The organism is Desulfoferula mesophila, from assembly GCF_037076455.1.
GTDB lineage: Bacteria > Desulfobacterota > Desulfarculia > Desulfarculales > Desulfarculaceae > Desulfoferula > Desulfoferula mesophila.
Genome location: NZ_AP028679.1, coordinates 3,507,154 through 3,533,999, shown reverse-complemented (window position 1 = coordinate 3,533,999; position 26,846 = coordinate 3,507,154). Strand labels below are relative to the sequence as shown.

Below are 26,846 nucleotides of genomic sequence, written 5' to 3'. Positions count from 1 at the left end.
CGCCCGCCGCCGCGTGGACAGCCGAGCCTATTGCGCGGTTTCGCCGCTTGGTTTGGTGGGCTCCCACGCGCTTAGGTTGAACTCTCCCAGCTTTTGGGCCGCCTGGGGGCTTAGCTGACGCAGCCTGATTTGTTTCGCGCGATGCGGCGTCGCTAAGCGGTAGAGATTGTCTTTGCCCTGATAGCCCAGCAACACCTGACCGGAAAAAACGATGGGCCCCGCCTTGACCAAGTCGACCGGCTCCCAGGCTCCCTGGGAGGTCCTGCATTCCAAGCTGAAGTCCGGAGGAAGCCGGTCGTTTAGGCCTGACAGTCGCAGCCAGCCCAACTCGGCGCTTGGGCCTTGGCCGATTTGCCAGACAACCCCCTGACCCTGCGGGGTGGGCAGGCGTTTTATGGCTAATGGCTCGCCTTGGGCCTGGCCGTCGAGCAAAAAGACCACAAAGCGCCCGGCATCCTGCCTGCGATAGGAGATGCCGTAGGATGCCAGTTGCGTTTCCACAATGGCGCCCGCCCGTTGGTTCAAGATCAGGGCGCTGCCCTTGACGGGTCGTAGGATAAGCGGTTTGGAGTAGGTGCGCTTGCCGGTGCCGTAAACATCCAGGTTCACATTGCCGGTAACGACATGGACGTTCCCTTGGAAATGAGAGACAACCTTAGCGGCGATCCAGGCGTCGCCATAGGCGTTTTGGATGTTATCGGCCTTTAGGATGCGGAAGACTCTTCGGGCGCTCTCATCCCAGGTGCACTCGCTTTCCGGGCCGGGCCCGAACAGCAGGAGCTCATGCACGCTCCAATGGTGATAGCGGTTTTCCCCCTGGTGGGTAAGGCGGATGTACCTGGTTTGGCGGGGAGGGAAGTAGCTTTCAACCCGCGGGTAGCGGGCCTTGAGAAAGGGGTGCGGCCCGGAAAGGTAGAAGGGGCCCCAGTAAGTACGGCTCTGTCTGACTGTGGAGAATACGCCGTCAGGGCCGGCCAACTCCACCATCAGGCCCTTGGGCACCTGGCGGAACTCGGCGGGTATCATGGCCAGGCCGCCCACGTTTTGGGGCCGTCCCAGGTCAATGGTCAGCGAATCGCCTTCCCGGGCCGGGCCCGGGGTGCTGAAACCGGTGGTCAGATCGGCGTCGTTCAGGGTTTGGCCCAAGTCCCGGCCATTGGCCCTGGCCGACCAGCTCCGGCGGGGCAGCAGCACAGCCGCCCCGGTCGGCGCACTGAAATCGTAAACGATCGTATTTCTCCCACCGCGCCAGGTCTTGTGGGCTAGACCCAGAATATCCAGGCTGCCCTGGTCCATGTCCAGCATGCCCGGATTGTCGGAGGCATCGACTTTGATGGTGCTGTTGAAGTCGCGCGACTTCCAGTAATTGCAGACCACCGGATCGCCATTGGCCAGGAAATTCAAGATGTACCATCTGTGTTTGCTGTAGAGGTACTTGAAGCCGGCCGCGCGTATCTCCCGCAGATTCTTTTTAATCCCAGCCTCTTGGTTCAGGTAAAACCCGTGCTTGATATCCAGCAGCGGGCTCTGAAAATTCCACATCCTGCACTGCGAATATTGGGAGACATGCACCAATGCCAAAGCCAGCACCAGGGCCACGGCGGCCCAGGAGTTTTTGGTGGACAGCCAGCGGGCAAGGGCTCCCACCAGAAAGGGCACCACCAGGTACAGGCACAACAGATAACGCGGGTCTGCTTCGTACAGGCCCCTGATGTAGGCGGAAGAGATCACGACTACGAGGTTCAAAAGAGCGATGCCCAGCAACAGCCAAGTGAATGCCTGGCCTTGCCCTCGGTTGAGCCGGAAAAGAAAGTAGCCTCCCAAACCCACAACGGCCAGCAGCAGCCCATAGAGAAGCAGGAAGATTCCATAGCCGCCGGTGGGGCCCCCGGAGATGGCGGTGTTGAGCCCCAAAATCATGGGCAAGCTGTTATTCAGCAAGGGCGACAGGGCGGGCAGGATATATTGCCAGCCAAAAAAGCCGCCTTGCCCGGCGTTGGCCATGTGGTGGGTGAGATTGAACCAAAGCAAAGGGGCGCCGCCCACCACTCCGCCCAGGGCGGCCAAGGGTACGCTCCAGAGGCTGATTTTGCCTTTGCACGTAAAGAGCAAAAACACCGTGCAGGGCAGGATCACCACGATGACGGAAAAGTTGGTCCAGAGGGCGGCGCCGCCGAATAGCCCCCACAACAGCAGGTTGCTCCACGACCAAGCGCGCTCTTGCCAAAGCCGGTGGGTCATGAGCAACACCAGAGCCGCCAACAACAGCCCCAGCATGTAATGGGTTCGGGCCTCACCGCACCAGTACAGCCAGGAGGTGGGGGGCACGGCCAGGTAAGCCAAGCCCGCCAACATGCCCCAGGTGCCCACCCTGCGGCGCAGTATGGGCTGCAGGCAGGCCATGAAGGCCAGGGACAACACCGGCGGCAACACGTTGACCGTCAGGGCGCTGGGGCCGAACCAGGCATATAGGGGAGCGGCCAGGATGGCGTCCAGGCTGCCCATCCAGTTTTGTCCGAAAAAGAAAATAGGGAACGGGCCCTGCAGGACCGCCAGCCCCATGAGGCCCACCACAGCGCTGTCGTCGTGGAGTTCGCCGCTGAAAAAACGCCATACCCTAAGGCCGACGGCCACCGCGTATATTAGGACCACGACCCAAGTGACCCAGGGGGATAGCCTCTCGCCGCCTCCCATTGCCGGGTCCGCGGCCGTGCTTTGGGGCGAGCGTTTCGCGTTGGTGAATGTCGGCATTGTGTGGTGGTCCGTTCCGCAGGTTGACGATCTGCCGGGCGGCTTGCGGACAGCCCCCATGCACTCTACAACAATTACCTAACTTAACAAAGGTCTTATGGAAATAAGGTGATTCGCCCGCTGGAGTATGAGCCAAGCTGAGGTGTCTTAAAGGTGCGGGGCCAATTTTTGGGAGGCAGAGCCTGGTAGGTGTGCGCGTCTGACTCGTCCCCCAAGAGCCTACCGGCGTCGATGCGAACCTGGTCACTTCCCCCCCGGGAACCGGCAACGTCAACTCATGGGCATGCCTGAGCCCCGACTCAAACGGCGCTAGAGATCGGCCTGGCTTCCGGTACGTCGCCCGGAGGCCAGGTTATTGGGTCATCCTTCGCGGCAACGGCGCCGGACGCAGCCTCTTCAGGGCCTCAGCGGCCGCCGGAGCCCAGCAGCGCCGGCAGTTCCTTGGGCAGGTTTTCCTTTTGGCGCATAATGAAATACCGCCGCATCTTGTTGACCGATTCTTCACCGTGGGGCCCCCGCACCACCTCCACGCGGCTCCAGGCGTAAACAACCACCGGCATGGAGTACTTCCGGGTGAGGCTGGTCTGCAACTCGTCGATATCGCTTTGCGGGAAAAGTTTCGGCCCGCGTATTTCCAGCAGTAGGTAAAGCTTGTCGTCAAGGCTGGTGGCGTTGAATTCCACCAGATCGAAGCCATGCCGCTCGGCAAAGGCCTTGGTCAACTCTTCCCGTATCTCGTCGATCTTTTGGCGGATAGCGGGGGTCGCTTTGTTTCCCGGAATCCAGCCGTAGCGCATGGGGCCAATTTCGGTCTGGAGCTGCTTCCCCACCCGGCTGATTACCAGATACAAGTTGTCTTTCTTGGCCTTTTGGCGGATTCGATCTTGTAACAGGGTAATTTCGCTGGGCAAGATGTCCCGCATACTCACCACCTGGGCCACCATGATCTTGCGATTGGTCAGGTTCACCAGATCAACCCAAAACAGGTTGGTGGCCATGTCATCGGCAAAGTATTCGCGCAACACCTGCTCGGAGATGGCTATTTCAGCCAGGGCTGGATTGTTGCTGGCCCTTACGAAACTACCGTCCAGGTTCCTGCTCATGACGCTGTTGATCGAGCCGTGCGCGGAAACGTTGCTGCTGACCACGCAGTGCACCAGCAACTCGACGGGCATTTCCAGGCTGGCGCTGAGTTTTTCCTGGACGCGCAACACCTGACTCGGGGTGAAGAATTTGGGTGTATGCACTCCGGCCAAGACCTGAATCTTGTCGCCCTCCTTGTCGTGGTAGACGGACCCCAGGTAGGTCGAGGGGATGTCGGCCAAGGCGCCAATCATGGTTTGGTAGATGGTCCGGTCGATTCGGCGTTCCTCGTAGATGACGTACAGGGAATGGGACATGAAGGCGGCTGTGGCCACAAAGGCTATGACCGGCAGGCCCAAACGGCGGACAAAGGATTTCCCCTCTATCTTGGCGCCGTAATGCTTGGCCATGCCGCTGAGAATGAAGGTAGCGGAGGCCACCAGGAGGATGGACAGGAAGTTGGCGAAAAAAAGGAGGAAAGAACCGATACCGCCCTCCACCTCCCCCAGGGCCAGGCAGAGCCCGGAGTTGGCCAGGGGAGGCACGATGGCGGTGGCGATGGCCACGCCGGGCAGGGCGGGGCTTATCTTCTCGTCGATCAGGGCGTAGGTGCCCGCGAAACCGGCCAGAACCGCCACCAGCAAGTCAAAAAGATTGGGCCGGGTGCGGGCCAACATTTCGCCGGTGGGCTCATAATGGCCGATCAGCGAGCCCAGGACAAAGCTCATGGCCAGGGCGGCCAAGACCCCCATTATCTCGGCGCGCAAGGCGCGCCCCAGCAGGCCCGTCTCGCCTCTGACCAGGGCCAAGGCAATGCCGAAAATGGGGGTCATCAGAGGGGCCACCAGCATGGCGCCGATCACCACGGCGGTGCTGTCGGATATCAGCCCGAAACTGGCGATCAAGGTGGAGACCGCCACCATGAGATAAAACCTTAGAGCCGGTTCCGAGCCGTTGGCGATATCCTCGTGAACGATCTTGAAGCGGTCGCGCGTGACATAGAACAACTGCATGACGTTGTCCCCTAATGAAGGTTCCCGGTGCCCCAAGCCCGGCAGCATCCAAGACGGATGCCGCGTCCCTGGATTATGCAAACCCGCCGTGACCCGCGGGGACTGGCGGGGCAGACTCAACCCCCCGGGCTTCATCCACTCATCTATTCCTCTAATTTAATACGGGCCGTCAGTCCAAGCAAAGAGTAACCCACGAGTTTTTGGGCCGGCGCAAGACCGACGGACACTCGGCATATGGCTGGCGGACGGTCGGCCAGGCTGCCATGCTCCATTGGCCGACAATCCTCGGGCCGATTCCTGAGGCACATCGTGCCAAGGCTCCTATGTAGTTTCCCAAGGCCGGCGGTAGCCTGGATTCACAACGGAAATGCCAAGCAGTTCCGTTGCTTGAACCAAGGACCATGGGAGGTGCGCGATGCGGTTGGGTTTTGGATTACGGATTGATCCCTGTGGCATGGAGGCCTGTTGGGCGGTGCAAAGGATGTACGACGCCTTCGAGCCCAAAGGTAGCGTGCAGGGCATGCCCCCGGTGGCCGACTACGCCCGCAACACCTGGGTGGAGGCGATCATGGGGGTGAGTTGGAATTTTGTCCTGCGCCAGGGGCACCGCGTGGTGGGCCATGCGGCGGCCATAGTGGACCGGCGGCGCGGGGAGGCCGAGTATCTCGTCTTCATCCTGCCCGCCTATCAGAGGCAGGGGTTGGGTAGCGCCCTCACCGGCTTGGCCCTGGACTATCTGAGGCAGCGGGGCATAAAAAGGGTCGTTTTGGAAGTGCGCAACGACAACAGCGGGGCCCTCAATCTGTACAGAAAATTAAGCCTGCGCTTCCCCCGCACCAACGATGCGCCCCGGTATAGCGCGGCCTGCTGCCTGGAATTGGCCGCCTGAAGCGCATAGAGCCCTCGCCGATAGCCTTGCGGTAGTGGGCGCTGCGCCGGCGCAAAGCGCCCACCGCCCCGTGGCTCCCGCATGACCGCGGTGGCGCGCACGGGGATGGCCTGCCCAAGCGGCCATCCGGGGGGTCGCACGATTTTTCCTTAAAACCGACTAGGTTACGTGCTATTTTAGTATGTGGGGGGATTGGTGATCCCGCTGCCGCCTGCCCGACACCTGAGCATATTTTCCCGCCTGATGGGCCAACGCGGCCTCGGGGTTTTATATGATTACCGTGTCCAGGGGACGCTAAGATCATGCCCCGCAAACTGGCCGCCATACTTTCCGCCGACGTCAAGGGCTTCAGCCGCCTGATGGCCGACGACGAAGCCGCCACCATAGCCACCCTCACCGCCTACCGCCGCATAATCACCCAACTCGTCGGGCAGCAGCAGGGAAGGGTAGTCGATGCGCCCGGCGACAACCTCTTGGTCGAGTTTGCCAGCGCGGTCAATGCCGTGTGTTGCGCCGTGGCCATCCAACAGCGGCTGGAGATCGAGAACCAGAAGCTGAGCCGCCGGCGGCGCATGGAGTTTCGCATTGGAGTGAACCTGGGCGACGTGGTGGCCGAACAGGGGACCCTATATGGCGACGGGGTTAACCTGGCGGCCCGCATCGAGGGCCTGGCCGACCCCGGCGGGGTGTGCGTGTCGGCCAGCATTTGCGAGCAGGTGAAGAACAAGCTCAATCTGAGTTTCGAGGACCATGGCCTGCACCGGGTGAAAAACATCGCCGAGCCGGTCCGGGTGTTCCGGGTGTTCACCGATGAGACGCCCGGCGGGGACGAAGTCAGGGGGCAGGTACCCGGCGGCCGCCCCACGCGCGTATTGCTGGTGGACGATCACCAGGTGTTTCGCAGCGGTGTCAGAAGCCTGGTCGAAGACGAACCGGACCTGGAGGTGGTGGCCGAGGCCTCCGACGGCCGCCAGGCGGTGCTGATGACCCGGTTGCATCAGCCGGACGTGGTGCTCATGGACATCTCCATGCCCGACCTGAACGGCATCGAGGCCACCCGCCAGATCGTGCAGGCCGGAGGCTCCAGCCGGGTGTTGGTGCTTTCCATGCACAGCGACCCGCGCTTCGTGGCGGGGGTCTTGGAGGCCGGGGCCCACGGCTACCTGATAAAAACCTGCACCGCCCGGGAAATGCTGTCCGTGATTCGTTTGGTGGGCCAGGGGCTCACCTACCTCGCCCCCGAAATCACCGACCTGGTGGTGAAGGGCTTTGTGGGGCGCATCGAAGGCGCGCCGGCCGGCCCCCCGGCCAGCAGCCTGAGCCCCCGCGAGCGCGAAATCCTGCAACTATTGGCCGAGGGCGTGGGCGTGGAGGATATCGCCCAGAGGCTGGGCCTGGGGGCCAAGACCGTGAAGGCCTACCGGCACAACCTGATGGACAAGCTGAACCTGGCCAACATGGTGGAGCTGGTGCGCTATGCGTTGCGCGAAGATATCTGCTCGCTGGACAACTGGCTGAGCAAGTGAAGGGCTGAGAAAGGGCCCGATACCTACCGGCCGATCCCCCAGACCGCGGCTGGACCGCGCCGAGAGTTCAGCCCTCTATGAGGTCCTTTTTGATCTCCCGCTTGAGCATTTTGCCGGCCGGGCTCTTGGGCAGGTCGTTTTTGATGACGAACTCCTTGGGCACCTTGTAGCCGCTGAGCTTGGTTTTCAAAAAGGCCCGCAGCTCCAGGGCGTCGATGCTCTCGCCCGGCGTGGGCACGCACACCGCCACCACCCGCTCGCCGTATTCCGGATCGGGCAGCCCGATAACCGAGCACTCGGCTATCTGGCGCCACTGGAAAATGACCTCCTCTACCTCGCGGGGATAAACGTTTTCCCCGCCGGTGATGATCATCTCCTTGAGGCGATCCACGATGAACAGGTAGCCGTCCTGGTCCAGGTAGCCCACGTCCCCCGAGCGCAGCCAGTCGCCGTAAAACAAGTCACGGGTGTCGGAAGGGTTGTCCAAGTAGCCCTGCATCACGTTGCGGCCCCGGATGCATATCTCGCCGCTCTGGCCGGTGGGCAGGGCCAGGCCGCCGGCGTCGCGGATGCTCACCTCGGTGGTGCCCACCGGCTCGCCCACCGAGCCCACCAGGTGCCGGCGGTGGTGGTTGAAGGTCACCATGGAGGCGGTCTCGGTCATGCCGTAGGCCTCGTGGATGGCCAGGCCGGTGGCCTCGCGCCAGCGCAGCACGTGTTCCCGGGCCAGGCTGGCCGCGGCGCTGAAACAATAGCGCACCTTGCCCAGCCGGGCCTTGAGGTCGCTAAGCTGCAACAGGCGCACGTAGACCGTGGGAACCGCGTAGAGCTTGGTGACCCCGTGCCGGGCCACGGCCTCCAGGGCCTCGTCCTGGTTGTAGCCGGGCAAGAGCACCAGGCAGCCGGCCGAGAGCACGGTGGCGTTCATGATGTGCATCTGGCCGAAGACGTGGTTGAAGGGCAAAAAACACAGCACCCGGTCGTTTTCGTTGGAGCCTTCCATGCGCACCACGTTGTGGATGGCGGTGTTTATGTTTTCGTGACTGAGCATCACCCCCTTGGGGGTGCCGGTGGTGCCGCCGGTGTAGAGCACGCAGGCCGTGTGGTCGCGTTCGCGCTCCACCGCGCCCAGGGGCTCGGAGGCCGCGGGCATGAGCGCGGCGGGCTCGTGGTCGCCCCCCGCCCCGATGATCCAGCTTATGCCCGCCGTTTCGCGCAGGGCCTCCAGGACGGGGTAGTGGGCCGGGTCGGCGTAGACCGCCTTGGGGCGGGCGTGCCCGGCCAGCAGGGACAGCTCCTGGGCCGAGAGCTGGTTGGAAAGGGTCACCGCCGTCGCCCCCAGCTTCAACGCCGCGAAATAGACGTAGAGCCATTCCACCGAGTTGGGCGCGCACAGGGCGACGCGGTCCCCTGCGGCCAGGCCCAGCCCGGCCAGGCCGGCGGCCAGGTGGCCGGCGCGCCGATCGAGCTGGGCATAGGTAATGGTGTCTTCTCCTTGGATCACCGCCGGGTGTAAATGGCGGTCCAAAAGCGAGACGATTTTAGTGGCGGTTGAAAACCGTGACACATTGATTCAGTTTTCTTCAGGTGTTTTGGTGCGATGGAGGCCATGGTGGCTTCCAGGCCAGGACTCTCTGGAGGAGCGGAAGGGGTGTACACGGACATGGATCAATGGGCCCGGATCAGACTTGAGTTGCGCGATGGCCAGGCGAGCAAGCGCGAGTTAATGCGTAGAGAGGGCATCCATTGGGATACCCTGCAAAAGATTCAGAATTTTCCCGAGCCTCCCGGATACCGGCTCAGCACCCCCCGAGCCAAGCCCAAGCTTGGCCCCTACCTTGAGTTGATCGCCCGGATCATAAAAGAGGACAAAAAGGTTCCCAAGAAGCAAAGGCACACGGCCACGCGCATATATCACCGCATCAAGGAGGCGGGTTATCAGGGCAAGTACACCCAGGTAAAGGAGGCGGTGCGCGCAATCAAGCGCGTGAGCCAGGAGGTGTACATGCCCCTGGTCCATCGTCCCGGCGAGGCGCAGGTGGACTTTGGCTATGCCCTGGCCAAGGTTTCCGGGGAGCTTCGCAAGATAGCGCTTTTTATCATGGCCTTGCCGTACTCCGATGCCTTTTTCGTGGCGGCCTTCGACAAGGAGTGCAGCGAGAGCTACTGGGAAGGGCATGCCAGGGCGTTCGAGTTTTTCGGTGGGGTGCCCCACCGGATCAGTTACGACAATAGCAAGGTCCTGGTTTCCAAGATCATAGGGCCTCATGAGCGCAAGCTGACCGATGGTTTTCTCAAGCTGCAGAGCCATTACCTTTTTCGGGAGCATTTTTGTCGGGTGCGGCGTCCAAACGAGAAGGGCGTGGTGGAAGGGGTGGTCAAGTACGCCCGGCAGAATTTTTTGGTGCCAGTGCCCCAGGTGAAGGACCTGGCCGAGCTCAATGCCATGCTTTTAAGGCAGTGCCGCGACGACATGAAGCGCCGTTTGCGTGGCAAGGGCGGTAGCAAGGCCGAGGTTTTGCAGGAAGACCAGACAGCCTTTGTCCCCCTGCCTCCCTCCCGCTTCGATGCCTGCCGCAAACAGCCTACCCGGGCCAATTCATTGTCCCTGGTCCGCTTCGACGACAATGACTACTCGGTGCCGGTGGCTTGTGCCCACCATGAAATTGTGGCCAAGGGCTATGTGGATCGGGTGGTGCTCTGCCACCATGACGTGGTGGTGGCCCGCCACTCCCGATCCTGGGGCAAGGAAGGGGTGTTTTTCGACTACCGGCATTATCTGCCCTTGCTGGAGCGCAAGCCTGGCTCCCTGGACCACGCCCGCCCCCTGGCTGACCTAGATCTGTCTGAGTGCTTTGAGGTCTTGAGGCGGCGGCTGGTGGCCGGGGAAGACATGCCTGGCCAGGGCACCCGTAAATACATAAAGGTCCTACGTTTGCTGGAGGACCACTCCATGGCCAGACTGAAGCGGGCGGTGGAGCAGGCATTGTACGCGGGAGCCTATGCCCCGGAGGCCATTGTCCACCTGCTGGAGCCGCCATCATCAGGGCCCGCGGCCACCTTCCTGCTGGACGGTCGTGAGCACCTGGGCCGAGTGAGCGTGGCCGGGCCCGATATCACAGTCTATGACTCCCTCCTCGCGCAGGGAGGGGCGCTGTCATGAAGGACCAGGACAAACCCACCGTGCTCTTGGAGTACCACCTCAAAAAGCTGAAGCTGCCCACCATTCTCCGGGAATACGCGGCCATGGCCAAGGTCTGCAGCCAAGACCGCTCCGATTACATGACCTACCTGCTGCGCCTGACCGAGCGGGAGCTTCTGGACCGCGAGAAGCGGGCAGCCGAAAGGCGCATCAAGCAAGCCGCCTTTCCGGTGATCAAGACCATGGACACCTTTGATTTCAAGGCACAGCCCTCCATCAATCAGCAGCTGGTCAGGGAGCTGATGAGGGGCGAGTACATCGCCAAAAAGGAAAACGTGCTCCTGATCGGAAACTCCGGCACCGGCAAGACCCACCTGGCCAGCGCCATGGCCTTTGCGGCCTGCGCCCAGGGAAGCAAGGTGAAATTCTACAGCGCCACCGCCCTGGTCACAGAGCTCATGGAATGCCGCGAGGAAAGACGTCTGCAACGCCTGCAGAAACAGCTCCAGCGCCTACACCTGCTGGTCATCGATGAACTGGGCTATGTGCCCTTCTCCAAGATAGGCGCTCAAATGCTATTCGAGGTGGTGGGTAGGGCATATGAACAACAAAGCCTCATGATCACCACCAATCTCCCTTTCCAGCAATGGACGGAGGTCTTCGGCTCCGAAAGACTCACCGGTGCACTGCTGGACAGACTGACCCATAGGTGCCACATCATCGAGGCCAATGGAGAAAGCTACCGGCTCCGCCAAGCCAAAAGACGATCCCAGGCAAAGCCCAAAACCAACTAAGGCAAGATCATGATTGACAGCATGAACAACAGGACTATATCTCTAAAACAAGTGTCACGGTTTTAGACCGCCAACTGTCCCGCACTTACTCCGCCATTCACACCCATCTGCCCCAGGCCGATGAAACCCACTTTTTTACTCATGCGCTGCATTCCTATTAGAGGCCCAGCATGGCCGCCGGATTGTCTTGGACCATTTTTCTGACCTCGGCCTCGCTGAAGCCGTAGTTCAAAACGTCGGTGATGTAGATGCCCATCTGCTGGGCGGGTATGGGGTTGAGCCATTGGCCGCTGTCGGTGCTCATGATGCAGTGGTCCGCGCCGACGGCCTTCATGCCCTCGAACATGGATTCGCGCGTGATGGGATGACCCACCTGGCGGGTGGTGTCGTTGAACACGTGCTCCAGCCAGGTGGCGCCCAGGTCCAACAGCTCCTTCATTTCCTCGACGCTGTAGTTCACGAAGCTGGCCATGGGATGGGTGACCACGATCTTCTTGACCCCGCGCTTGGCTGCCTCGGCCACCAGCACCTTGGCCTCCGGCTTGCTTATGTGGCCGGTGGCCAGGGAGGAATCATGGGCGATGATCTGATCGAAGACGGCGTAGCATTCGTCCAGGAGAGAGCCGTCATCCTTGAGCAGGTACAGGCTCTGGAGATCGGCGCCGAGTTCCCCGGCCAGGTTCTTGACGTGGCTTTTGTTGGCCACGAACTCCCGCGAATGCAGGGTGGGCATCCACACCGTCTTGGCGCCCATCTTGAGCGCCGGGTCCACTGCCCGGGGGTTGACCCCGCCCACCGACAGGTTCATGGCGATGCCGCCGAACACCGGAAAGCCGGTGACATCGCTGGCCACCTGGGCCCGGCCCACGGTCTCGGTCCAATGGTTCTTGATCAAGATGGCCCGCATGCCCACTTCCTGGGCGCACTGGGCCAATTCCACGTCGTTCATGATGCGCGGATAAACGTCCGGCGCGGAGTGGATGTGGATGTCGCAGGCTCCTTCCAGGAGCCCCCGCGCCGCCGGGGTGAAACGCAGGTTCATATCTAATACCTTTCAGGTCGTTGGTTGGGGTCGTTCAGAGCGGTGGGCAGCACCCACTTGCCGTAGGGGAAGTTGCCCACCCGCATGGTGTCTCCGTGCTTTTGCCGGGCCAGTTCATAAGCCTGTTCCAGCGAGGTTACGGCGGTAATATGGTTCAGGGCGAAATCTTCCAGGCGCTGTGGCTCCGTTACCACGATCACGTCTTTGCGCGCCATGATCTCGATGATGGGCATCCATAGGCAGGCATGCCAAAGGGCCTGTTTGCCGTAGAAGACGTCCTCGTACAGACGGCGGATGGCCTGGGGGGTGGGGGGCATGTAGTCCTTGGCATAGGAGTAGTGGGCCATGCCGCCCGGCACCGGAGTGGCCAGGATTATGGTGCCCCCGTCTCGTACAAAGTGGTCCAGGTTGGCAACCGGCCAACAAGCGTGGGCGAAAAAGAAGTCTCCCGGAAAGCTGCCCGCGATGGCCAGGTCCACCTTGCCCCCTGAGCGCTCCACGTCAAAAGTATAGTGGCGGTCGTACTTGGCCACCGAGGCCCGGTGGGCGGCGATGGTCTCCCCCGCGGTAAGCTCCATAACCTCCTGGGCCGGGTTGAGCACCGCCAACAGCGACATGTCCAGACCGGAAAGGACGCAGGCGTCTTCTATGTCCTCGCGCATGCGGTTGAGCGGCGGCTCGTAACCCACGTTGGAATAGGGCGAAGTCATCAGGCGGTGGTTCCACTCTATCGTCTCGAAGGAACTGACCCCCGGCACCACCATGGAACCGCCTCCCCCGTAGCCCCAGAGGGTGGCCTGGGTCATGGTCACCGCCAGGGTGAGGTCGGCCTCCAGGAAGCGCTTGTGGCAGCTCAGGGGGGTGCCGTAGGTGGTGACTCCCACGAAATCATAGTCCCAGGTTTCGCGCGCCTTGCTCTGATAGACCGGCACATCCGAGGCCAGGATGGCCTTGCCCAGCTTGCGCTCCAACTCCGCCTCGCTCATTTCGCGCAGCAGGCCGCTGGCCACCAGGATCTCCGCCTTTTTCCCGGCCTCGGCGATTGCCCGGAGGATGGGGGGAAGCAGCTTGTCGGCCGGAGTGAGGCGGGCGAAGTTGTCCACCAAAATGCAGACCTTGTCGGCCCGGGCCAGGCGCTGGCTGAAGGGAGCGCCCTGGACGGGGTTTTCCAGGGCGTCGATCACCGCCCGGTCAATATCGGGCGGAGGCCCGGGGAATTGCTTGGCGGTATCAAGAGCCAGGTTGCCGTCCGGCAGTTCGAACTCCAGGAGGCCCTTTACTCCGTAAGGCACTTGGATGTGGGCCATGATAGCCATGCTCCTTGTCACCCGCTGCCCATGTTTCGGCCCGGGGAGGCCTATTTGGCCTGGGCCTTGTGCAAGGCTTCGGGATGGTGGCGGTGATAGTCTTCGAGGCTGATGCGGAAATCCTCAATATGACGCCGCATGGCCTCACTGGCCGCGGCGGGGTCGTGATCGGCGATGGCCTGGTAAATCTCCTGGTGGGCTTTTACCGAGCGCTGCGGTAGACCGGGCAGGGCCGACAAGGACTCGGTGGTCCAGCGCTCCATGAAGCCCCTTATGGTGGCCAGGAGATGCCCCATGAAGCGGTTGCCCGAAGCCTCGGCGATGAGCAGGTGGAACATCATGTTCTTTTTGCCGTAGGCTTCGGTTTCGCCTTTCTCCTGCAGCTTTTCCATGTCCTTGAGCAGGCGCCCCAACTGCTTGACCTGCTTGGCCGAGGCGTTGGCCGCCGCCAACTCCACCGCTCCCACTTCCACCACCCGGCGCACCTCTATCAACTCCACCGCGGCGGTGGGGTCGTTGATGAGCGGAGCGTTGATATGCTCGGTGTAAATCAACGGGGCGCTGGCTATGATCACCGTGCCTATCTTGGGCCGTTGCTCCACGACCCCCAGAATGCCCAAGGTATGGAGGGCCTCCCGCAGGACGGTGCGGCTTACGCCGAGTTGCTCGGCAAACTCGTTTTGGTTGGGGAGCTTGTCGCCTTCGCGCAGCTCTCCGGCGGTGATCATGCGCTTAATCTCGTCTATGACCCGGGTGGCCAGCTTCTCTTTATTGATGGACGCCATTTTTCCTCGTCTGGATGTTGGTGGCCGCCGGAGCTTTATCCGGCACGGCCGGTAAAAGAGGAGTCATGCTTCGCGTCCTGCATCATAGCGCAACAATTTGACGGCATCTGCTACCCGAGCGTGCGCGTATTGGGTTCCACGTCCTCGCGTACCAGGCCCGACCGTCTTTCGATGCCGGATAAAGACAAATGATAGTATTTTAATATCAAAAGATGATTTTGAGAGTCAAGCCCCAAAACCGGTAGCCGCTTTTGGTAAAATGATCCTTACCCCGTGGAAGCCCAAAAGTGGCTATGGCAGTTAACTATCTAAAATAAATTGTAAATAAATATTGTATGTAAAGGGTTGGCAGGGCCAGGTTAGAGTTGACAGGCTTAGGCGCGGCTTGTTAATAAAATACTATCATATTATTTTAAAACGTCGGCGTGCGGCCGATTTTCATTGACCGGCTCGTTGTGTTGCTGATAGGAGAATTTCCCGTGCCCGAAGACACCCGTCAAAAACAGTGCGGCCGGGGGCAATCAGCAGCGCCCGGCGGGAGACTGGACGCAAAGGAGAGTCTCACCCCATGACCCATATACTGAGCTTCGTACTTAACGGCGCGCCGGTGCAGGCCTTGGTCAAGCCCAGCGACAGCCTGTTGGACGTATTGCGGGAAAAGCTGGACGTGACCAGCCCCAAGCGCGGCTGCGACAGCGGTGACTGCGGAGCCTGCACCGTGTTGCTGGAAGGTGTGACGGTGCGCGCTTGCTTGACCTGCGCCCTCACCGTCGAAGGCAAGCAGGTGGTCACGGTGGAAGGGATAAGTCCGGGCGGCAAGCTGCAGCCCTTGCAGGAAGCCATCATACATCATGGCGGCACCCAGTGCGGTTTTTGCACCTCGGGGATGGTGGTGAGCGCCACCGCCCTTTTGGCCAAAAATCCCCACCCCCAGCGGCATGAGATAGCCGAGGAGATGTCGGGCAACTTGTGCCGCTGTGGCTGCTACGAGGAAATTACCCAGGCTATTCTGGACACGGCCCGCAAGGGCGAATAGGGGGCGGGGCCATGAACCACGATTACATAGGCAAGGCCATGCCGCGCTACGACGCCCGGGGCCAAGTCAACGGCCAGGCGTGCTACGTGGACGACATCAAGCTGCCGGGCATGAAGTGCGTCAAGGTCCTGCGCAGCCCCGTGCACAAGGGCGTCATCCGCCGTCTCGATTTCGGCAAGGCCATGAGCGTACCCGGCGTGGTGGGCTTTATCACCGCCCAGGACATCCCCGGCAAGAACGCCTTCGGACGTTTTCAGGACATGCCCGTGCTGGCGCCTGACAACCGGGTCCGCTACCAAGGCGAGCCCATCGCCGCGGTGGTGGCCGCCGACGAGGACACGGCCCTGGAGGCGCTGGCCCTCGCGGAGCTGGATATCGAGGAACAGACACCGGTATTCGACATGTTCGAGGCCATGAAGCCCGACGCGCCCCTGGTGCGTCACGATTCCACCAGCAACCTTTGGGTGCACTATCCTCCGGACATCACCGAAGTGACCATGATAAAGGGGCAAGTCGATGAAGGCATGGCCCAGGCCGATCAGGTGATAGAGGGGCGCTACTCCACCGGGATGCAGGACCACGCGCCCATGGAGCCCAACGTTTCGGTGGCTCACCACGACGAGATGGGGCGCTTGGTCATCCACACGGTCAGCCAGACCATCTACGCCCACCTGGGCATGCTCTGCAACATCCTGGCCATGCCCATGAGCCAGATCCGCTACATCGGCGGCCGAGTGGGCGGGGCCTTTGGCGGCAAGAACGACATCCACACCGACCATATCGCCGCCCTGGCGGTTTTGAAATTCGGTCATCCGGTCAAGTACCGCCTGACGCGCGAAGAGGACCTGCAGTTCACCACCAAGCGCGGCGCTTTTGTCTTGGAATTCAAGACCGGGGTGAAAAAGGACGGCCGCCTCACCGCCTGCCGCATCGACATCTGGCACGACACGGGCGCCTACGCGGGAATGTCGCCCTACGGCCTGGAAAAGTGCGCCATGTTCGCGCCGGGGTCTTACGATTATCCGCACATCAAGGTGACGGCCCGCACCATCTTCACCAACCGGCCCATATCCAGCTCCATGCGCGGCTTTTCCGTGATCAACGGCCAGTTGGCCTCGGAGATTCACATGAACCGGGTGGCCGAGGCCCTGGGCATGGATCCCTGGGAGCTGCGTTTCCTCAACGCCTGGCGCGACGGAGACCAGGGCGTGACCGGATACAAGGTGCGCGGTGCCGGGGCGTTGGAGGCCATGAAAAAAGCGGCCGAGCTGGCGGGCGTCAAGCTGCCGGACAGGCTGATGTCCATGAGTTCGCGGGGGAGGCAGGCATCATGAAAAAGACTGGTACGGGCATGTGCTTGGTGTTGCATCCCACCGGACGCAAGGGGGGAGGCGATCCCAGCCAGGCCGTCATTCAACTGAAACCCGACGGCAGCTTGCTGCTGAAGGTGGGCGCGGTGGATCACGGGCAGGGGGCCCTGACCATCCTGCGCCAGGTGGCGGCCGACGCCATGGACGTGGATATCGACACGGTGAGCGCCAGCAACCGCTCCGACGATTTGGCCCCGCTGAGCGCCGGCAGCGCGGCCAGCCGGGTAACCCTGGTGGACCCCCACGCGGTTGTGGAGGCGGCCAAGGATCTTCGCGCAAAGATCGCGGCCTTTGCGGCCCACCGCCTGGAGATACCGCTGGAGGAGGTGGAGTTGGCCGACGGCAAGGCCTTTGCCAAGGACAACCCCCACCACCACATGACCTTCGCCGAAATCGGCATGATTGCCAACTTGGGTGAGGGAAAGATCTTGGTGGGTACCGGGGCCTGGCAGCCCGCCCCCGTCCAGGGACACGATCCCGAGACCGGTCACCTGGACCAGGAGAGCGTGATCTCCTTTGGTTGCTGCGTGGCCGAGGTGAGTGTGGACACCGGCACCGGAGAGGTGGATGTGACCAAGTTGGTGCAGGTCTGGGAGGTGGGCAAGGCCATCAACCCGTTGATGGTAAGGCAACAGATCAACGGCGGCTTGCAGATAGGCATGGGGCTCGCCCTAAGAGAAAACCTGTTCCCCTACTACCCCGACCCGGCCAACGGCGTCCAGTCGCTGGCCGATTATTCCATGCCCACTTTCATGGACTATCCCCCCGAGTTGATTCCCGGCATAGAAGAAGTGCCGCATCCCATGGGGGTCAAGGGGGCCAAGGGGTTTTCCGAGGGCAGCGCCACCGCGCCCGGACCGGCCATCATTTCCGCCATCCACGACGCGATAGGGGTTTGGATCCACCAGGTGCCGGCCACCCCGGAGGTGGTGCTCAGGGCCATCGCGGCCCAGGAGAGCGGCGGGGCCACGGATTATGGGCCCAACCAGTAGCGCCTGGCTCGCTTTGCCTGGGTTTTCCAACCTTGTCCAGCGAAACCAATTTATATGACCTTGCCGACGCCATGAAATATCCGGCCTTCCCCTTGAAGGCCGGATATTGCGCTTTGCCACGGGGCGGCGCCGGGGGGCATTAGTCTGCCCGCCGGCGCTTGGGCGTGGTTAGGCCGCGGCCCGAGCCGAGCCTGTACGGCGCGGACGGCGCCGGGAGCTCTTGCCGTATTTTTTGGAGCCGCCGCCATCTTTCGGGGCGTTCGGGCCCTGCACCGGCACGGAGCGCTTGATGAGGCGCTCTATGGCGCGCAGGCAGGAGCGTTCCTCGGCGCTGCAAAAGGATATGGCCACCCCATCCGCCCCGGCGCGGGCCGTGCGTCCGATGCGGTGCACGTAGCACTCGGGCTCGTTGGGCAGGTCATAGTTGATGACATGGGTGACGCCTTCAACGTCGATGCCCCGGGAGGCGATGTCGGTGGCCACCAACACCCGCGTGGCGCCGCTGCGGAAGTTGGCCAGGGCCCGCTGGCGGGCGTTTTGCGATTTGTTGCCGTGGATGCCCTCGGCGCTCACCCCGCCCTGGGCCAGCTGGCGCACAACCCTGTCGGCGCCGTGTTTGGTGCGGGTGAACACCAACACGCGATCGACGTCCACGCCGCCGAGCACCTGGCCCAGCAGGGCGCGCTTTTCGCTCTGGGTGGCGAACATGACCCGCTGGGCGATGCGCTCCACCGGCACCGCCGAAGGCGTGATCTGCACCTTGACGGGACGGTCCAGGATGCTGCCCGCCAATTGGGCGATGGCCGGGGGCATGGTGGCGGAAAAGAAAAGAGTCTGGCGTCGGTCGGGTATCATGGCCAACACCCGCTTAATGTCGGGCAAAAAGCCCATGTCCAGCATGCGGTCGGCCTCGTCGAGCACCAATATCTCCAGGTTGCCCAGAGACAGGTGGCCCTGACGAATCAGGTCCAGCAAGCGGCCGGGGGTGGCCACTAGTACGTCGATTCCCCGGGCGCAGGCCCGCACCTGGGGCATCTGCCCCACGCCGCCATAGACCGCCGCCAGGGAAAGCCGGAGATTGCGGCCGTAGCCCTTGAAACTGTCGGCGATCTGCAGGGCCAACTCGCGGGTGGGGGTCAGGACCAGGCAGCGGGCCGAGCCCCGGCGGGGGCGCCCCCCGCTCTGGGACAGCGTCTGTAGGATGGGCAGGGCGAAGGCGCCGGTCTTGCCGGTGCCGGTCTGCGAACAGCCCAACAGATCGCGGCCCTCGAGCACCGCCGGGATGGCCGCGGCCTGCACCGGGGTGGGGGTTTGGTGCCCCAGGGAGAGCAGAGCGCGGTTGATCTGGGGGCTCAATCCGAATTCTTCGAATGATTCGATAGACATGTTCTATTTGGTCTTCCATTTGCGAGCCAGAGAGTCTTTTGCTCTCCGGCCTTTTAAACAATGCGCCGTCCCGCCCAGACTTTCCGGGCGGGACGCCTCATCGCCGGTTTGGCCGCCAGGCCTACCAGCGCTTCTGGGGGCGGGCTTCCCGGGGCTTGGCCTCGTTCACGTTCAGGGAGCGCCCGTCCAACTCGCGTCCGTTGAGGGCGGCGATGGCGGTCTGGCCCGCCTCGGTTTCCATCTCCACGAAGCCGAAGCCGCGGGAGCGTCCGGTGTCGCGGTCGTCCACGACCTTCGCGGAGAACACCTCGCCGTATTGCTCGAATAGGCTACGCAGGTCCTGTTCACTCGATTGGTAGGACAGATTGCCCACGTAAATATTGGTTGCCATTGTCGGTACCGTTCCTTTGCGAAAAAATACAGTTGCACACCCCCGCCACCATGGCGATAGGTGTGAACCAGAGAGCCTAAATTGTTCTGCTAAGATGGGTTGCCCGACACGGGCGGCATGCGTAGCGGAGTCTTGGGCTGTTTGGTTGAGGGAAGTGTACGGCCTTTTTGTCTATTGTCAATGGGTTTTGCTTTAGCTTCCGGTTTCGGGCAAATATCGAGACAGCGGCATCTCGCGGAATTGATGGGGGAATGGCGGTGGCCGCGGGCATTCGGTTGCGCCGGCCAGCGCTGCATGGCCCTGTCGCTGATCGTGGTAAAGATGGACTTCTCACCGGCTGGATCGGCAAGGCCGGGCAAGAGGGCGCTACCATCGTCCTGGACGGGCGCGACCCCGAGCCGTCCGAGGGCTGCGAAAACGGCTTCTGGGTGGGTCAAATTTGGTGACCCCGCTGGCTTATGGCCGAGGTCGGCGCACTACCGCTGTGAATGGCGGAGTAAGTGCGGGACAGTTGGCGGTCTAAAACCGTGACACTTGTTTTAGAGATATAGTCCTGTTGTTCATGCTGTCAATCATGATCTTGCCTTAGTTGGTTTTGGGCTTTGCCTGGGATCGTCTTTTGGCTTGGCGGAGCCGGTAGCTTTCTCCATTGGCCTCGATGATGTGGCACCTATGGGTCAGTCTGTCCAGCAGTGCACCGGTGAGTCTTTCGGAGCCGAAGACCTCCGTCCATTGCTGGAAAGGGAGATTGGTGGTGATCATGAGGCTTTGTTGTTCATATGCCCTACCCACCACCTCGAATAGCATTTGAGCGCCTATCTTGGAGAAGGGCACATAGCCCAGTTCATCGATGACCAGCAGGTGTAGGCGCTGGAGCTGTTTCTGCAGGCGTTGCAGACGTCTTTCCTCGCGGCATTCCATGAGCTCTGTGACCAGGGCGGTGGCGCTGTAGAATTTCACCTTGCTTCCCTGGGCGCAGGCCGCAAAGGCCATGGCGCTGGCCAGGTGGGTCTTGCCGGTGCCGGAGTTTCCGATCAGGAGCACGTTTTCCTTTTTGGCGATGTACTCGCCCCTCATCAGCTCCCTGACCAACTGCTGATTGATGGAGGGCTGTGCCTTGAAATCAAAGGTGTCCATGGTCTTGATCACCGGAAAGGCGGCTTGCTTGATGCGCCTTTCGGCTGCCCGCTTCTCGCGGTCCAGAAGCTCCCGCTCGGTCAGGCGCAGCAGGTAGGTCATGTAATCGGAGCGGTCTTGGCTGCAGACCTTGGCCATGGCCGCGTATTCCCGGAGAATGGTGGGCAGCTTCAGCTTTTTGAGGTGGTACTCCAAGAGCACGGTGGGTTTGTCCTGGTCCTTCATGACAGCGCCCCTCCCTGCGCGAGGAGGGAGTCATAGACTGTGATATCGGGCCCGGCCACGCTCACTCGGCCCAGGTGCTCACGACCGTCCAGCAGGAAGGTGGCCGCGGGCCCTGATGATGGCGGCTCCAGCAGGTGGACAATGGCCTCCGGGGCATAGGCTCCCGCGTACAATGCCTGCTCCACCGCCCGCTTCAGTCTGGCCATGGAGTGGTCCTCCAGCAAACGTAGGACCTTTATGTATTTACGGGTGCCCTGGCCAGGCATGTCTTCCCCGGCCACCAGCCGCCGCCTCAAGACCTCAAAGCACTCAGACAGATCTAGGTCAGCCAGGGGGCGGGCGTGGTCCAGGGAGCCAGGCTTGCGCTCCAGCAAGGGCAGATAATGCCGGTAGTCGAAAAACACCCCTTCCTTGCCCCAGGATCGGGAGTGGCGGGCCACCACCACGTCATGGTGGCAGAGCACCACCCGATCCACATAGCCCTTGGCCACAATTTCATGGTGGGCACAAGCCACCGGCACCGAGTAGTCATTGTCGTCGAAGCGGACCAGGGACAATGAATTGGCCCGGGTAGGCTGTTTGCGGCAGGCATCGAAGCGGGAGGGAGGCAGGGGGACAAAGGCTGTCTGGTCTTCCTGCAAAACCTCGGCCTTGCTACCGCCCTTGCCACGCAAACGGCGCTTCATGTCGTCGCGGCACTGCCTTAAAAGCATGGCATTGAGCTCGGCCAGGTCCTTCACCTGGGGCACTGGCACCAAAAAATTCTGCCGGGCGTACTTGACCACCCCTTCCACCACGCCCTTCTCGTTTGGACGCCGCACCCGACAAAAATGCTCCCGAAAAAGGTAATGGCTCTGCAGCTTGAGAAAACCATCGGTCAGCTTGCGCTCATGAGGCCCTATGATCTTGGAAACCAGGACCTTGCTATTGTCGTAACTGATCCGGTGGGGCACCCCACCGAAAAACTCGAACGCCCTGGCATGCCCTTCCCAGTAGCTCTCGCTGCACTCCTTGTCGAAGGCCGCCACGAAAAAGGCATCGGAGTACGGCAAGGCCATGATAAAAAGCGCTATCTTGCGAAGCTCCCCGGAAACCTTGGCCAGGGCATAGCCAAAGTCCACCTGCGCCTCGCCGGGACGATGGACCAGGGGCATGTACACCTCCTGGCTCACGCGCTTGATTGCGCGCACCGCCTCCTTTACCTGGGTGTACTTGCCCTGATAACCCGCCTCCTTGATGCGGTGATATATGCGCGTGGCCGTGTGCCTTTGCTTCTTGGGAACCTTTTTGTCCTCTTTTATGATCCGGGCGATCAACTCAAGGTAGGGGCCAAGCTTGGGCTTGGCTCGGGGGGTGCTGAGCCGGTATCCGGGAGGCTCGGGAAAATTCTGAATCTTTTGCAGGGTATCCCAATGGATGCCCTCTCTACGCATTAACTCGCGCTTGCTCGCCTGGCCATCGCGCAACTCAAGTCTGATCCGGGCCCATTGATCCATGTCCGTGTACACCCCTTCCGCTCCTCCAGAGAGTCCTGGCCTGGAAGCCACCATGGCCTCCATCGCACCAAAACACCTGAAGAAAACTGAATCAATGTGTCACGGTTTTCAACCGCCACTAAAATCGTCTCGCTTTTGGACCGCCATTTACAGCCTTCGACACCATAAAACCCCCTTACTTGCTAGGGTATTAATTGCAACTTCTACGGGGTTTTCGCCGGGTTCGTCAAGAGTTCATTCAGAATAACTGAAGAAATTCTGATAGTTGGGTTGCCACGCTCGTAGTCAAAATGCAAGTTTGAGGGTTTAGCGGTGGATGCAAAGGTAGGTGTAGGTAGGAATTGCTAGGTGCAATCTCCGTCGGACCTCCCAAATGAACGGAGACTTTGCAAGTAATACAAACAGGTGGCTTCGGGCCGGTTTAGTTTGCTTAGCATTATCTGAATTGTCGGCATGTCTTTTGCGACATAGCTTGCCTGTCCTACCTGAACAAAGTGTCACCTATATTCAGGTCAAAAACCTAAGCCGCCGAACTCGGTCTTCCAAAATGCAATGGACCTAAAATCCTAACCCGACAGGTGGACCTAAAAAGCGAGAGAAAGTCAGTCATCCAAACTCTACCTACCGATTTTCCTAAGTAAATAGTTTCCAACATGCCGGCCTTGTAATGTATTATAGCGTCTACTACGTTGAATCGTAGAGCACCCATGGGTTACATAAATTGCTAACCTCAATACTGTTAGCTAGTGCAACTCCTTGCTCCGTAACTCTAAAAGCTCTTCTTTGGCCCACCTCTTTGTAAGCGCACTTTTGGCTTTGGCCGCAGCCGTACTTTTGCGCTGGCTATGGGACTTTTTGGTGTTGCCCAATGCGGCTCCCACCGGGCTCTGGGGGTGCGTACAACCCTGGGGCCTGAGATACTTTGCTTTTCTCACCCTCCCCGGCCTAGCCCTAGTTGGAAGCTTTTTCCTGGAAATGCTACTGTGGCTGCTCCCCGCGCAACGCAGGCCATCGGTGACGGCGGGCAAGGTGCGTGCATGGGATATGGCCTCGTACGCCCTGTTAGGAGCGGTGGCCCTTGGGGCCTGGTGGTGGGGCCGCCCTGGCGTGGGCATGCTACCCATGGCTCTGGGGGTAGTGGCCCTGCTGGCAGCCAAGGCGTCCCTGCTGTTGCTGCTGCTGTGGTCGGCTTGGTTGCGGCCCCAGACCGAAGAAACCCTGGGCTGGCGAAGGCACGCGGCCATTTTCCTGGCGGTGTTTGCCATCATGGCCATGACCAGCCTGTGGGTGAAGCAGGCATCCAGCACCGCTGGGGACGAAGTTTCCTATTTGCTCCTGGCCCAGAGCCTAGCCCAACACGGCACACTGGACCAAAAGGCCACGGTAAGCCACAAAGAGTTCCGCGAGTTCTACTTTTGCCAATGGAGCGACGGCCTGCGTTGGAGCTTGGAATCTTCCCACTCTTACTTTCCATTGTTCCTATACCCAGCCTACGCTTTGAGCGGCCGCCTTGGGGTGATGCTGTTTTTCGCTGGCATCATGGCCCTGTTTGCCGGGCAGCTCTATGCTTGGTTGCTGCGCGCCGGTTTGGGCAAAGGCACGGCAGCGCTCAGTGCAGGGCTGGTGTTGTGCATGGGGCCGGTGCTGTGCCTGGGGCAGCATGCTCTCGTCGAGGCGCCGGGCATGCTGCTGGTGGTGGTGGGCCTGCGCCTGGCCTTGGCTGCGCCGCGCCGACCCCTTGCCGCGGGCTTGGGCCTGTTGGCGGTAAGCGTCTTTCTTTACTTCATCAAGTTTCGCCTGGCCGCCTTGGGCGGCGGGCTGCTCGTTGCGGCTTCTTTCTGGTGGCTGGAGTCCCAGGTGGGCGCGCGCCGGGCCCTGCTGGCAGCCCTGGGCGCGGCGGTGCTGGCGCTGTTGGCGGCACTGGCGCTGTCCGCCGGGGGCTGGCCTCACTCTTATTTCTGGGGAAGCGCCTCTTTCTTGTATGAACTCCGCTATGGACTGGGTATTTGGGCCCGCTGCGACCAATTATGGATGCCTCTATGGGTGATGTTCGGCGGTCTGGTCCTGGATCAGACCTTTGGCCTTTTGCTCACCGCCCCGGTGATCCTGTTGGCCTTGGCCGGCATTCCAGCCGCCCTGCGCCGCTTCCCCCGGCCGGCGATCACGGCCCTGGCCCCGGTGGTGGTCTACGTGGGCATGGTGTGCCTGATGCGCTGGTACCGCTGGCAAGGAGGCTTTGACCTGCCCGCCCGTCTGTACCTGGTGGCCTTTCCGGCCCTGGCCTTGTTTTTGGGGGTAATGCTCTCAGCCCTGGCCCGGCCCTGGTGGCGACTGGTGGCCTGGGCGGTGGCCCTGTGGGGCCTTGCCTATACCCTGGTAATGGTGATTGTGCCCGCCCTGCGCTGGGGCCGCTCGGGCCTGATAAACCCGGTGGTGTCTTTGCTCCAAAAAAAATTGGGCTTGGATTTTTACCACCTGCTGCCCAGCACCTTTGTCTATTCACCGCTCTTGCCCTGGTACGCTGCCCTGACCGCCCTGGGTCTACTGGGCCTGGCCTGGTTGTCCTGGAGGAACGCCCCGCCCGCCCAACCAGCCACCTGGCGGCTATGCACCAGGGAAGTGGTGGTGCTGGTGCTGAGCCTGGCCCTGCTAGCCTCGGCTCCGCTGGTGGGGGCCAAGCTTTGGCCACTTAGGGTCCTAGAGGCCGAGCTGATGCATGGCGGGCGGCAAGCCCCCTTGTGGGTGGAAAACGCCTTCCCTTGGGACATGCACGGCCGCAGCGTGAGCAACGAAGGCATTATCAGCGGGCGTTTGTTTTTCCCCGGTGGGCCTGTTCGCCTTAGATTGGTGGCCCGGGCGGGAAGCCCAGGCGAGGTGGTGCTGCGCCTAGACAGGTGGCCGCTGCCCGGCCTGGTCTTCGACCAGGGGCGCACCTTGGAGACAGGACTTCTAATATTGAAAAAGGGCTGGCACAGAGTTAGCTTGGTTTGGCGTTCCTGCGCCCAGCGGGATTGCTACTTGTTGGTGGACCGCTTGGAGCTGTTACCCGGCGGCCCCAGATAAAAGACGCCAGGCCGTGAGGGCGAAGTCCCCGGCCGTAGGCCGGTTGGGCATCACCCGGTTGACCATGCACCAGCCCTTCCATCCCTTGCGCAGCACCTCATATAAGGGGCCCAGAGGCAGACGGATCAGGCCGGGTACGTAGGGTCGCAGCCAGGGGAACTCCACGGTAAGGGCGAAGAGCCTACCAAGGTTGGCCAGTTCCTTGCGCCGCTCCACCTTTAGTACCGTGCCGTGAAAATAGGCCTGGTCCAGGCCGCTGAGGTCGCCGTCGAACAGACCCATCTCCTGGGCCATGTCGCGGATGGGAGTGCCGGGGTAAGGGGTCAGGAACGATACCGTGGAAAATGCGGGCTTCAGGGCAATGTTCATATCCAGGGTCTTGAAGTCTGCCTCCAGGGAGCCTCCGGGCAGGCCCACCATGTTTTGCACCCAGCTCACCAGGCCATGTTTTTTGAGCAGGCGGCCCATGGCGAAGATCTTCTCATCAGGCACCGGGCGGTTGAGGATGGTGCGCCGGATTCCTTCATCGCCAGTCTCCACCGACCAGTTCACGCTGTGGCAGCCCGCCTGCTTGAGTAGGTTCATCACCTCATCATCGGCTTGTAGGGGGTTCAGGGCGCAACTGAAGGGCACCCCCACTCCGCGGGCATAGGCCGGGGCGAACTCTCGCAGCCACTTCTTGCTGAAGCCTAGGGAGGCGTCCACGAAGCGGAAGAACTGCACCGGATAGTTGTCCCTGAGTCCGGCCAACTCCTCCACTAGCAAATCCACCCGGCGCATACGCACTTTGTTCTTCAGCCCGTGCTTGGTCATAAAGTCGCGGTGAAAGCAGTAAGAGCACTTGAAGGTGCAACCCCGCCCGGCCAGCACCGTCTTCATGGGGGTGCGGGCCAGATGTGGGAATTTTTCGTAGAGCAAAGCTCGGTCCGGGAAGGGCAGGTCGTCTAGGGAGCGCTGGCCTGGCTCCACCGGCCCGGCGTCTATCTCACCATCCTTCTTGCGGCGCAGGTTGGGAATGCCCTCAAGGTTACGACCCTGCTCCAAGCGGTCGCAAAGCTGTACCAGGGCGCTCTCGCCCTCGCCCACGCAAATAAGGTCCAGACCCGGTTCGTCTTCCAACACTGAGGGTACAAAGGTAGGGTGTGGCCCGCCGAAGATGCTAGTTAGCGGCACCAGGCGCTTAAGGCGGCGGTTGAACTCGGCAAAGCGCTGATGGGCTCCGGTGACCACACTGTAAGCCACCAGCTTGATATCGTGCTCTTTTACCGTGGTTACCGCGTCGGTGAGGTCCAGGTCGCAGATATATGGGGTGTGGCCAGCCTTTTTTAAACAGGCCGAGAGGTATTCCACTCCCAAAGGCTCGAAGCCGCCTAGGGCGAAGTTCTTGATGTCCGCCACGAAAAGAACCTGCACCGTTT

19 protein-coding genes are annotated in these 26,846 nt (G+C 61.4%); 8 read left to right on the top strand and 11 right to left on the bottom strand.

Annotation, left to right across the window (positions count from 1 at the left end):
- Positions 1-27: 27 nt before the first annotated feature.
- The gene (locus AACH32_RS16195) at positions 28-2,652 is read right to left on the bottom strand and encodes a hypothetical protein (RefSeq protein WP_338601730.1); all 2,625 of its coding nucleotides are present in this window, start codon (positions 2,650-2,652) and stop codon (positions 28-30) included.
- A 503-nt stretch (positions 2,653-3,155) separates the two neighbouring features.
- Entirely contained in the window at positions 3,156-4,847 is a 1,692-nt protein-coding gene (locus tag AACH32_RS16190) for a TIGR00341 family protein (RefSeq protein ID WP_338601727.1), read from the bottom strand.
- A 454-nt stretch (positions 4,848-5,301) separates the two neighbouring features.
- On the opposite strand from AACH32_RS16190, the gene AACH32_RS16185 reads away from it, so the two are divergent.
- Together AACH32_RS16185 and AACH32_RS16180 are read left to right on the top strand one after the other, a co-directional pair.
- Complete coding sequence (locus tag AACH32_RS16185) at positions 5,302-5,736, top strand: GNAT family N-acetyltransferase (RefSeq protein ID WP_338601724.1); 435 nt, start codon at positions 5,302-5,304, stop codon at positions 5,734-5,736.
- A gap of 302 nt (positions 5,737-6,038) precedes the next feature.
- A complete protein-coding gene (locus AACH32_RS16180; RefSeq protein WP_338601720.1) occupies positions 6,039-7,262 on the top strand; it encodes a response regulator in 1,224 nt (407 codons plus the stop codon).
- Between the two features lie 67 nt (positions 7,263-7,329).
- Here AACH32_RS16180 and AACH32_RS16175 read toward each other — a convergent pair whose 3' ends face one another.
- Positions 7,330-8,829, bottom strand: coding sequence for a class I adenylate-forming enzyme family protein (locus tag AACH32_RS16175; RefSeq protein WP_338601717.1), 1,500 nt, complete (start codon positions 8,827-8,829; stop codon positions 7,330-7,332).
- A gap of 96 nt (positions 8,830-8,925) precedes the next feature.
- On the opposite strand from AACH32_RS16175, the gene istA (AACH32_RS16170) reads away from it, so the two are divergent.
- Together istA (AACH32_RS16170) and istB (AACH32_RS16165) are read left to right on the top strand one after the other, a co-directional pair.
- Positions 8,926-10,425: an IS21 family transposase gene (gene istA / locus AACH32_RS16170; RefSeq protein WP_338599205.1), complete on the top strand. Its 1,500-nt coding sequence runs from the start codon at positions 8,926-8,928 to the stop codon at positions 10,423-10,425.
- On the top strand, positions 10,422-11,198 hold the full coding sequence (gene istB, locus AACH32_RS16165; RefSeq protein WP_338598784.1) for an IS21-like element helper ATPase IstB: 777 nt from the start codon (positions 10,422-10,424) through the stop codon (positions 11,196-11,198). The genes istA (AACH32_RS16170) and istB (AACH32_RS16165) overlap by 4 nt, the downstream gene beginning before the upstream one ends.
- A 157-nt stretch (positions 11,199-11,355) precedes the next feature.
- Here the strand turns inward: istB (AACH32_RS16165) and AACH32_RS16160 are convergent, their stop codons facing one another.
- Genes AACH32_RS16160 through AACH32_RS16150 form a run of 3 tightly spaced genes read right to left on the bottom strand, consistent with a single transcriptional unit; the run spans position 11,356 to position 14,332 of the window.
- Entirely contained in the window at positions 11,356-12,240 is an 885-nt protein-coding gene (locus tag AACH32_RS16160; protein WP_338601714.1) for a DUF6282 family protein, read from the bottom strand.
- 2 nt (positions 12,241-12,242) lie between these two features.
- The gene (locus tag AACH32_RS16155; protein ID WP_338601710.1) at positions 12,243-13,547 is read right to left on the bottom strand and encodes a lactate racemase domain-containing protein; all 1,305 of its coding nucleotides are present in this window, start codon (positions 13,545-13,547) and stop codon (positions 12,243-12,245) included.
- A 50-nt stretch (positions 13,548-13,597) separates the two neighbouring features.
- Positions 13,598-14,332 (bottom strand): FadR/GntR family transcriptional regulator, encoded by a 735-nt coding sequence (locus AACH32_RS16150; protein ID WP_338601708.1) that lies wholly within the window; start codon positions 14,330-14,332, stop codon positions 13,598-13,600.
- A 568-nt stretch (positions 14,333-14,900) separates the two neighbouring features.
- On the opposite strand from AACH32_RS16150, the gene AACH32_RS16145 reads away from it, so the two are divergent.
- From AACH32_RS16145 to AACH32_RS16135, 3 genes are read left to right on the top strand one after another with little or no spacing between them, the layout of a single operon-like run.
- Positions 14,901-15,368: a (2Fe-2S)-binding protein gene (locus AACH32_RS16145; protein ID WP_338601706.1), complete on the top strand. Its 468-nt coding sequence runs from the start codon at positions 14,901-14,903 to the stop codon at positions 15,366-15,368.
- An 11-nt stretch (positions 15,369-15,379) separates the two neighbouring features.
- Positions 15,380-16,702 carry a xanthine dehydrogenase family protein molybdopterin-binding subunit gene (locus AACH32_RS16140; protein ID WP_338601703.1) on the top strand — a complete coding sequence of 441 codons (1,323 nt, stop codon included), beginning with the start codon at positions 15,380-15,382 and terminating at the stop codon, positions 16,700-16,702.
- Positions 16,699-17,730: a xanthine dehydrogenase family protein molybdopterin-binding subunit gene (locus tag AACH32_RS16135; protein ID WP_338601701.1), complete on the top strand. Its 1,032-nt coding sequence runs from the start codon at positions 16,699-16,701 to the stop codon at positions 17,728-17,730. The genes AACH32_RS16140 and AACH32_RS16135 overlap by 4 nt, the downstream gene beginning before the upstream one ends.
- A gap of 168 nt (positions 17,731-17,898) precedes the next feature.
- On the opposite strand, the gene AACH32_RS16130 is transcribed toward AACH32_RS16135, so the two are convergent.
- The 4 genes from AACH32_RS16130 to istA (AACH32_RS16115) form a co-directional block, all read right to left on the bottom strand.
- On the bottom strand, positions 17,899-19,116 hold the full coding sequence (locus AACH32_RS16130) for a DEAD/DEAH box helicase (protein WP_338601699.1): 1,218 nt from the start codon (positions 19,114-19,116) through the stop codon (positions 17,899-17,901).
- Between the two features lie 121 nt (positions 19,117-19,237).
- On the bottom strand, positions 19,238-19,507 hold the full coding sequence (locus AACH32_RS16125; protein WP_338601696.1) for an RNA recognition motif domain-containing protein: 270 nt from the start codon (positions 19,505-19,507) through the stop codon (positions 19,238-19,240).
- A gap of 585 nt (positions 19,508-20,092) precedes the next feature.
- Positions 20,093-20,869: an IS21-like element helper ATPase IstB gene (istB, locus tag AACH32_RS16120; RefSeq protein ID WP_338598784.1), complete on the bottom strand. Its 777-nt coding sequence runs from the start codon at positions 20,867-20,869 to the stop codon at positions 20,093-20,095.
- Positions 20,866-22,365 (bottom strand): IS21 family transposase, encoded by a 1,500-nt coding sequence (gene istA / locus AACH32_RS16115; RefSeq protein WP_338599205.1) that lies wholly within the window; start codon positions 22,363-22,365, stop codon positions 20,866-20,868. Before istA (AACH32_RS16115) ends, istB (AACH32_RS16120) begins: the two co-directional genes overlap by 4 nt.
- A gap of 1,044 nt (positions 22,366-23,409) precedes the next feature.
- On the opposite strand from istA (AACH32_RS16115), the gene AACH32_RS16110 reads away from it, so the two are divergent.
- Positions 23,410-25,428 (top strand): hypothetical protein, encoded by a 2,019-nt coding sequence (locus tag AACH32_RS16110; protein ID WP_338601693.1) that lies wholly within the window; start codon positions 23,410-23,412, stop codon positions 25,426-25,428.
- Here AACH32_RS16110 and AACH32_RS16105 read toward each other — a convergent pair.
- Complete coding sequence (locus AACH32_RS16105) at positions 25,408-26,841, bottom strand: B12-binding domain-containing radical SAM protein (protein WP_338601690.1); 1,434 nt, start codon at positions 26,839-26,841, stop codon at positions 25,408-25,410. The two genes, AACH32_RS16110 and AACH32_RS16105, sit on opposite strands and share 21 nt — an antisense overlap.
- Between the last annotated feature and the right edge of the window lie 5 nt (positions 26,842-26,846).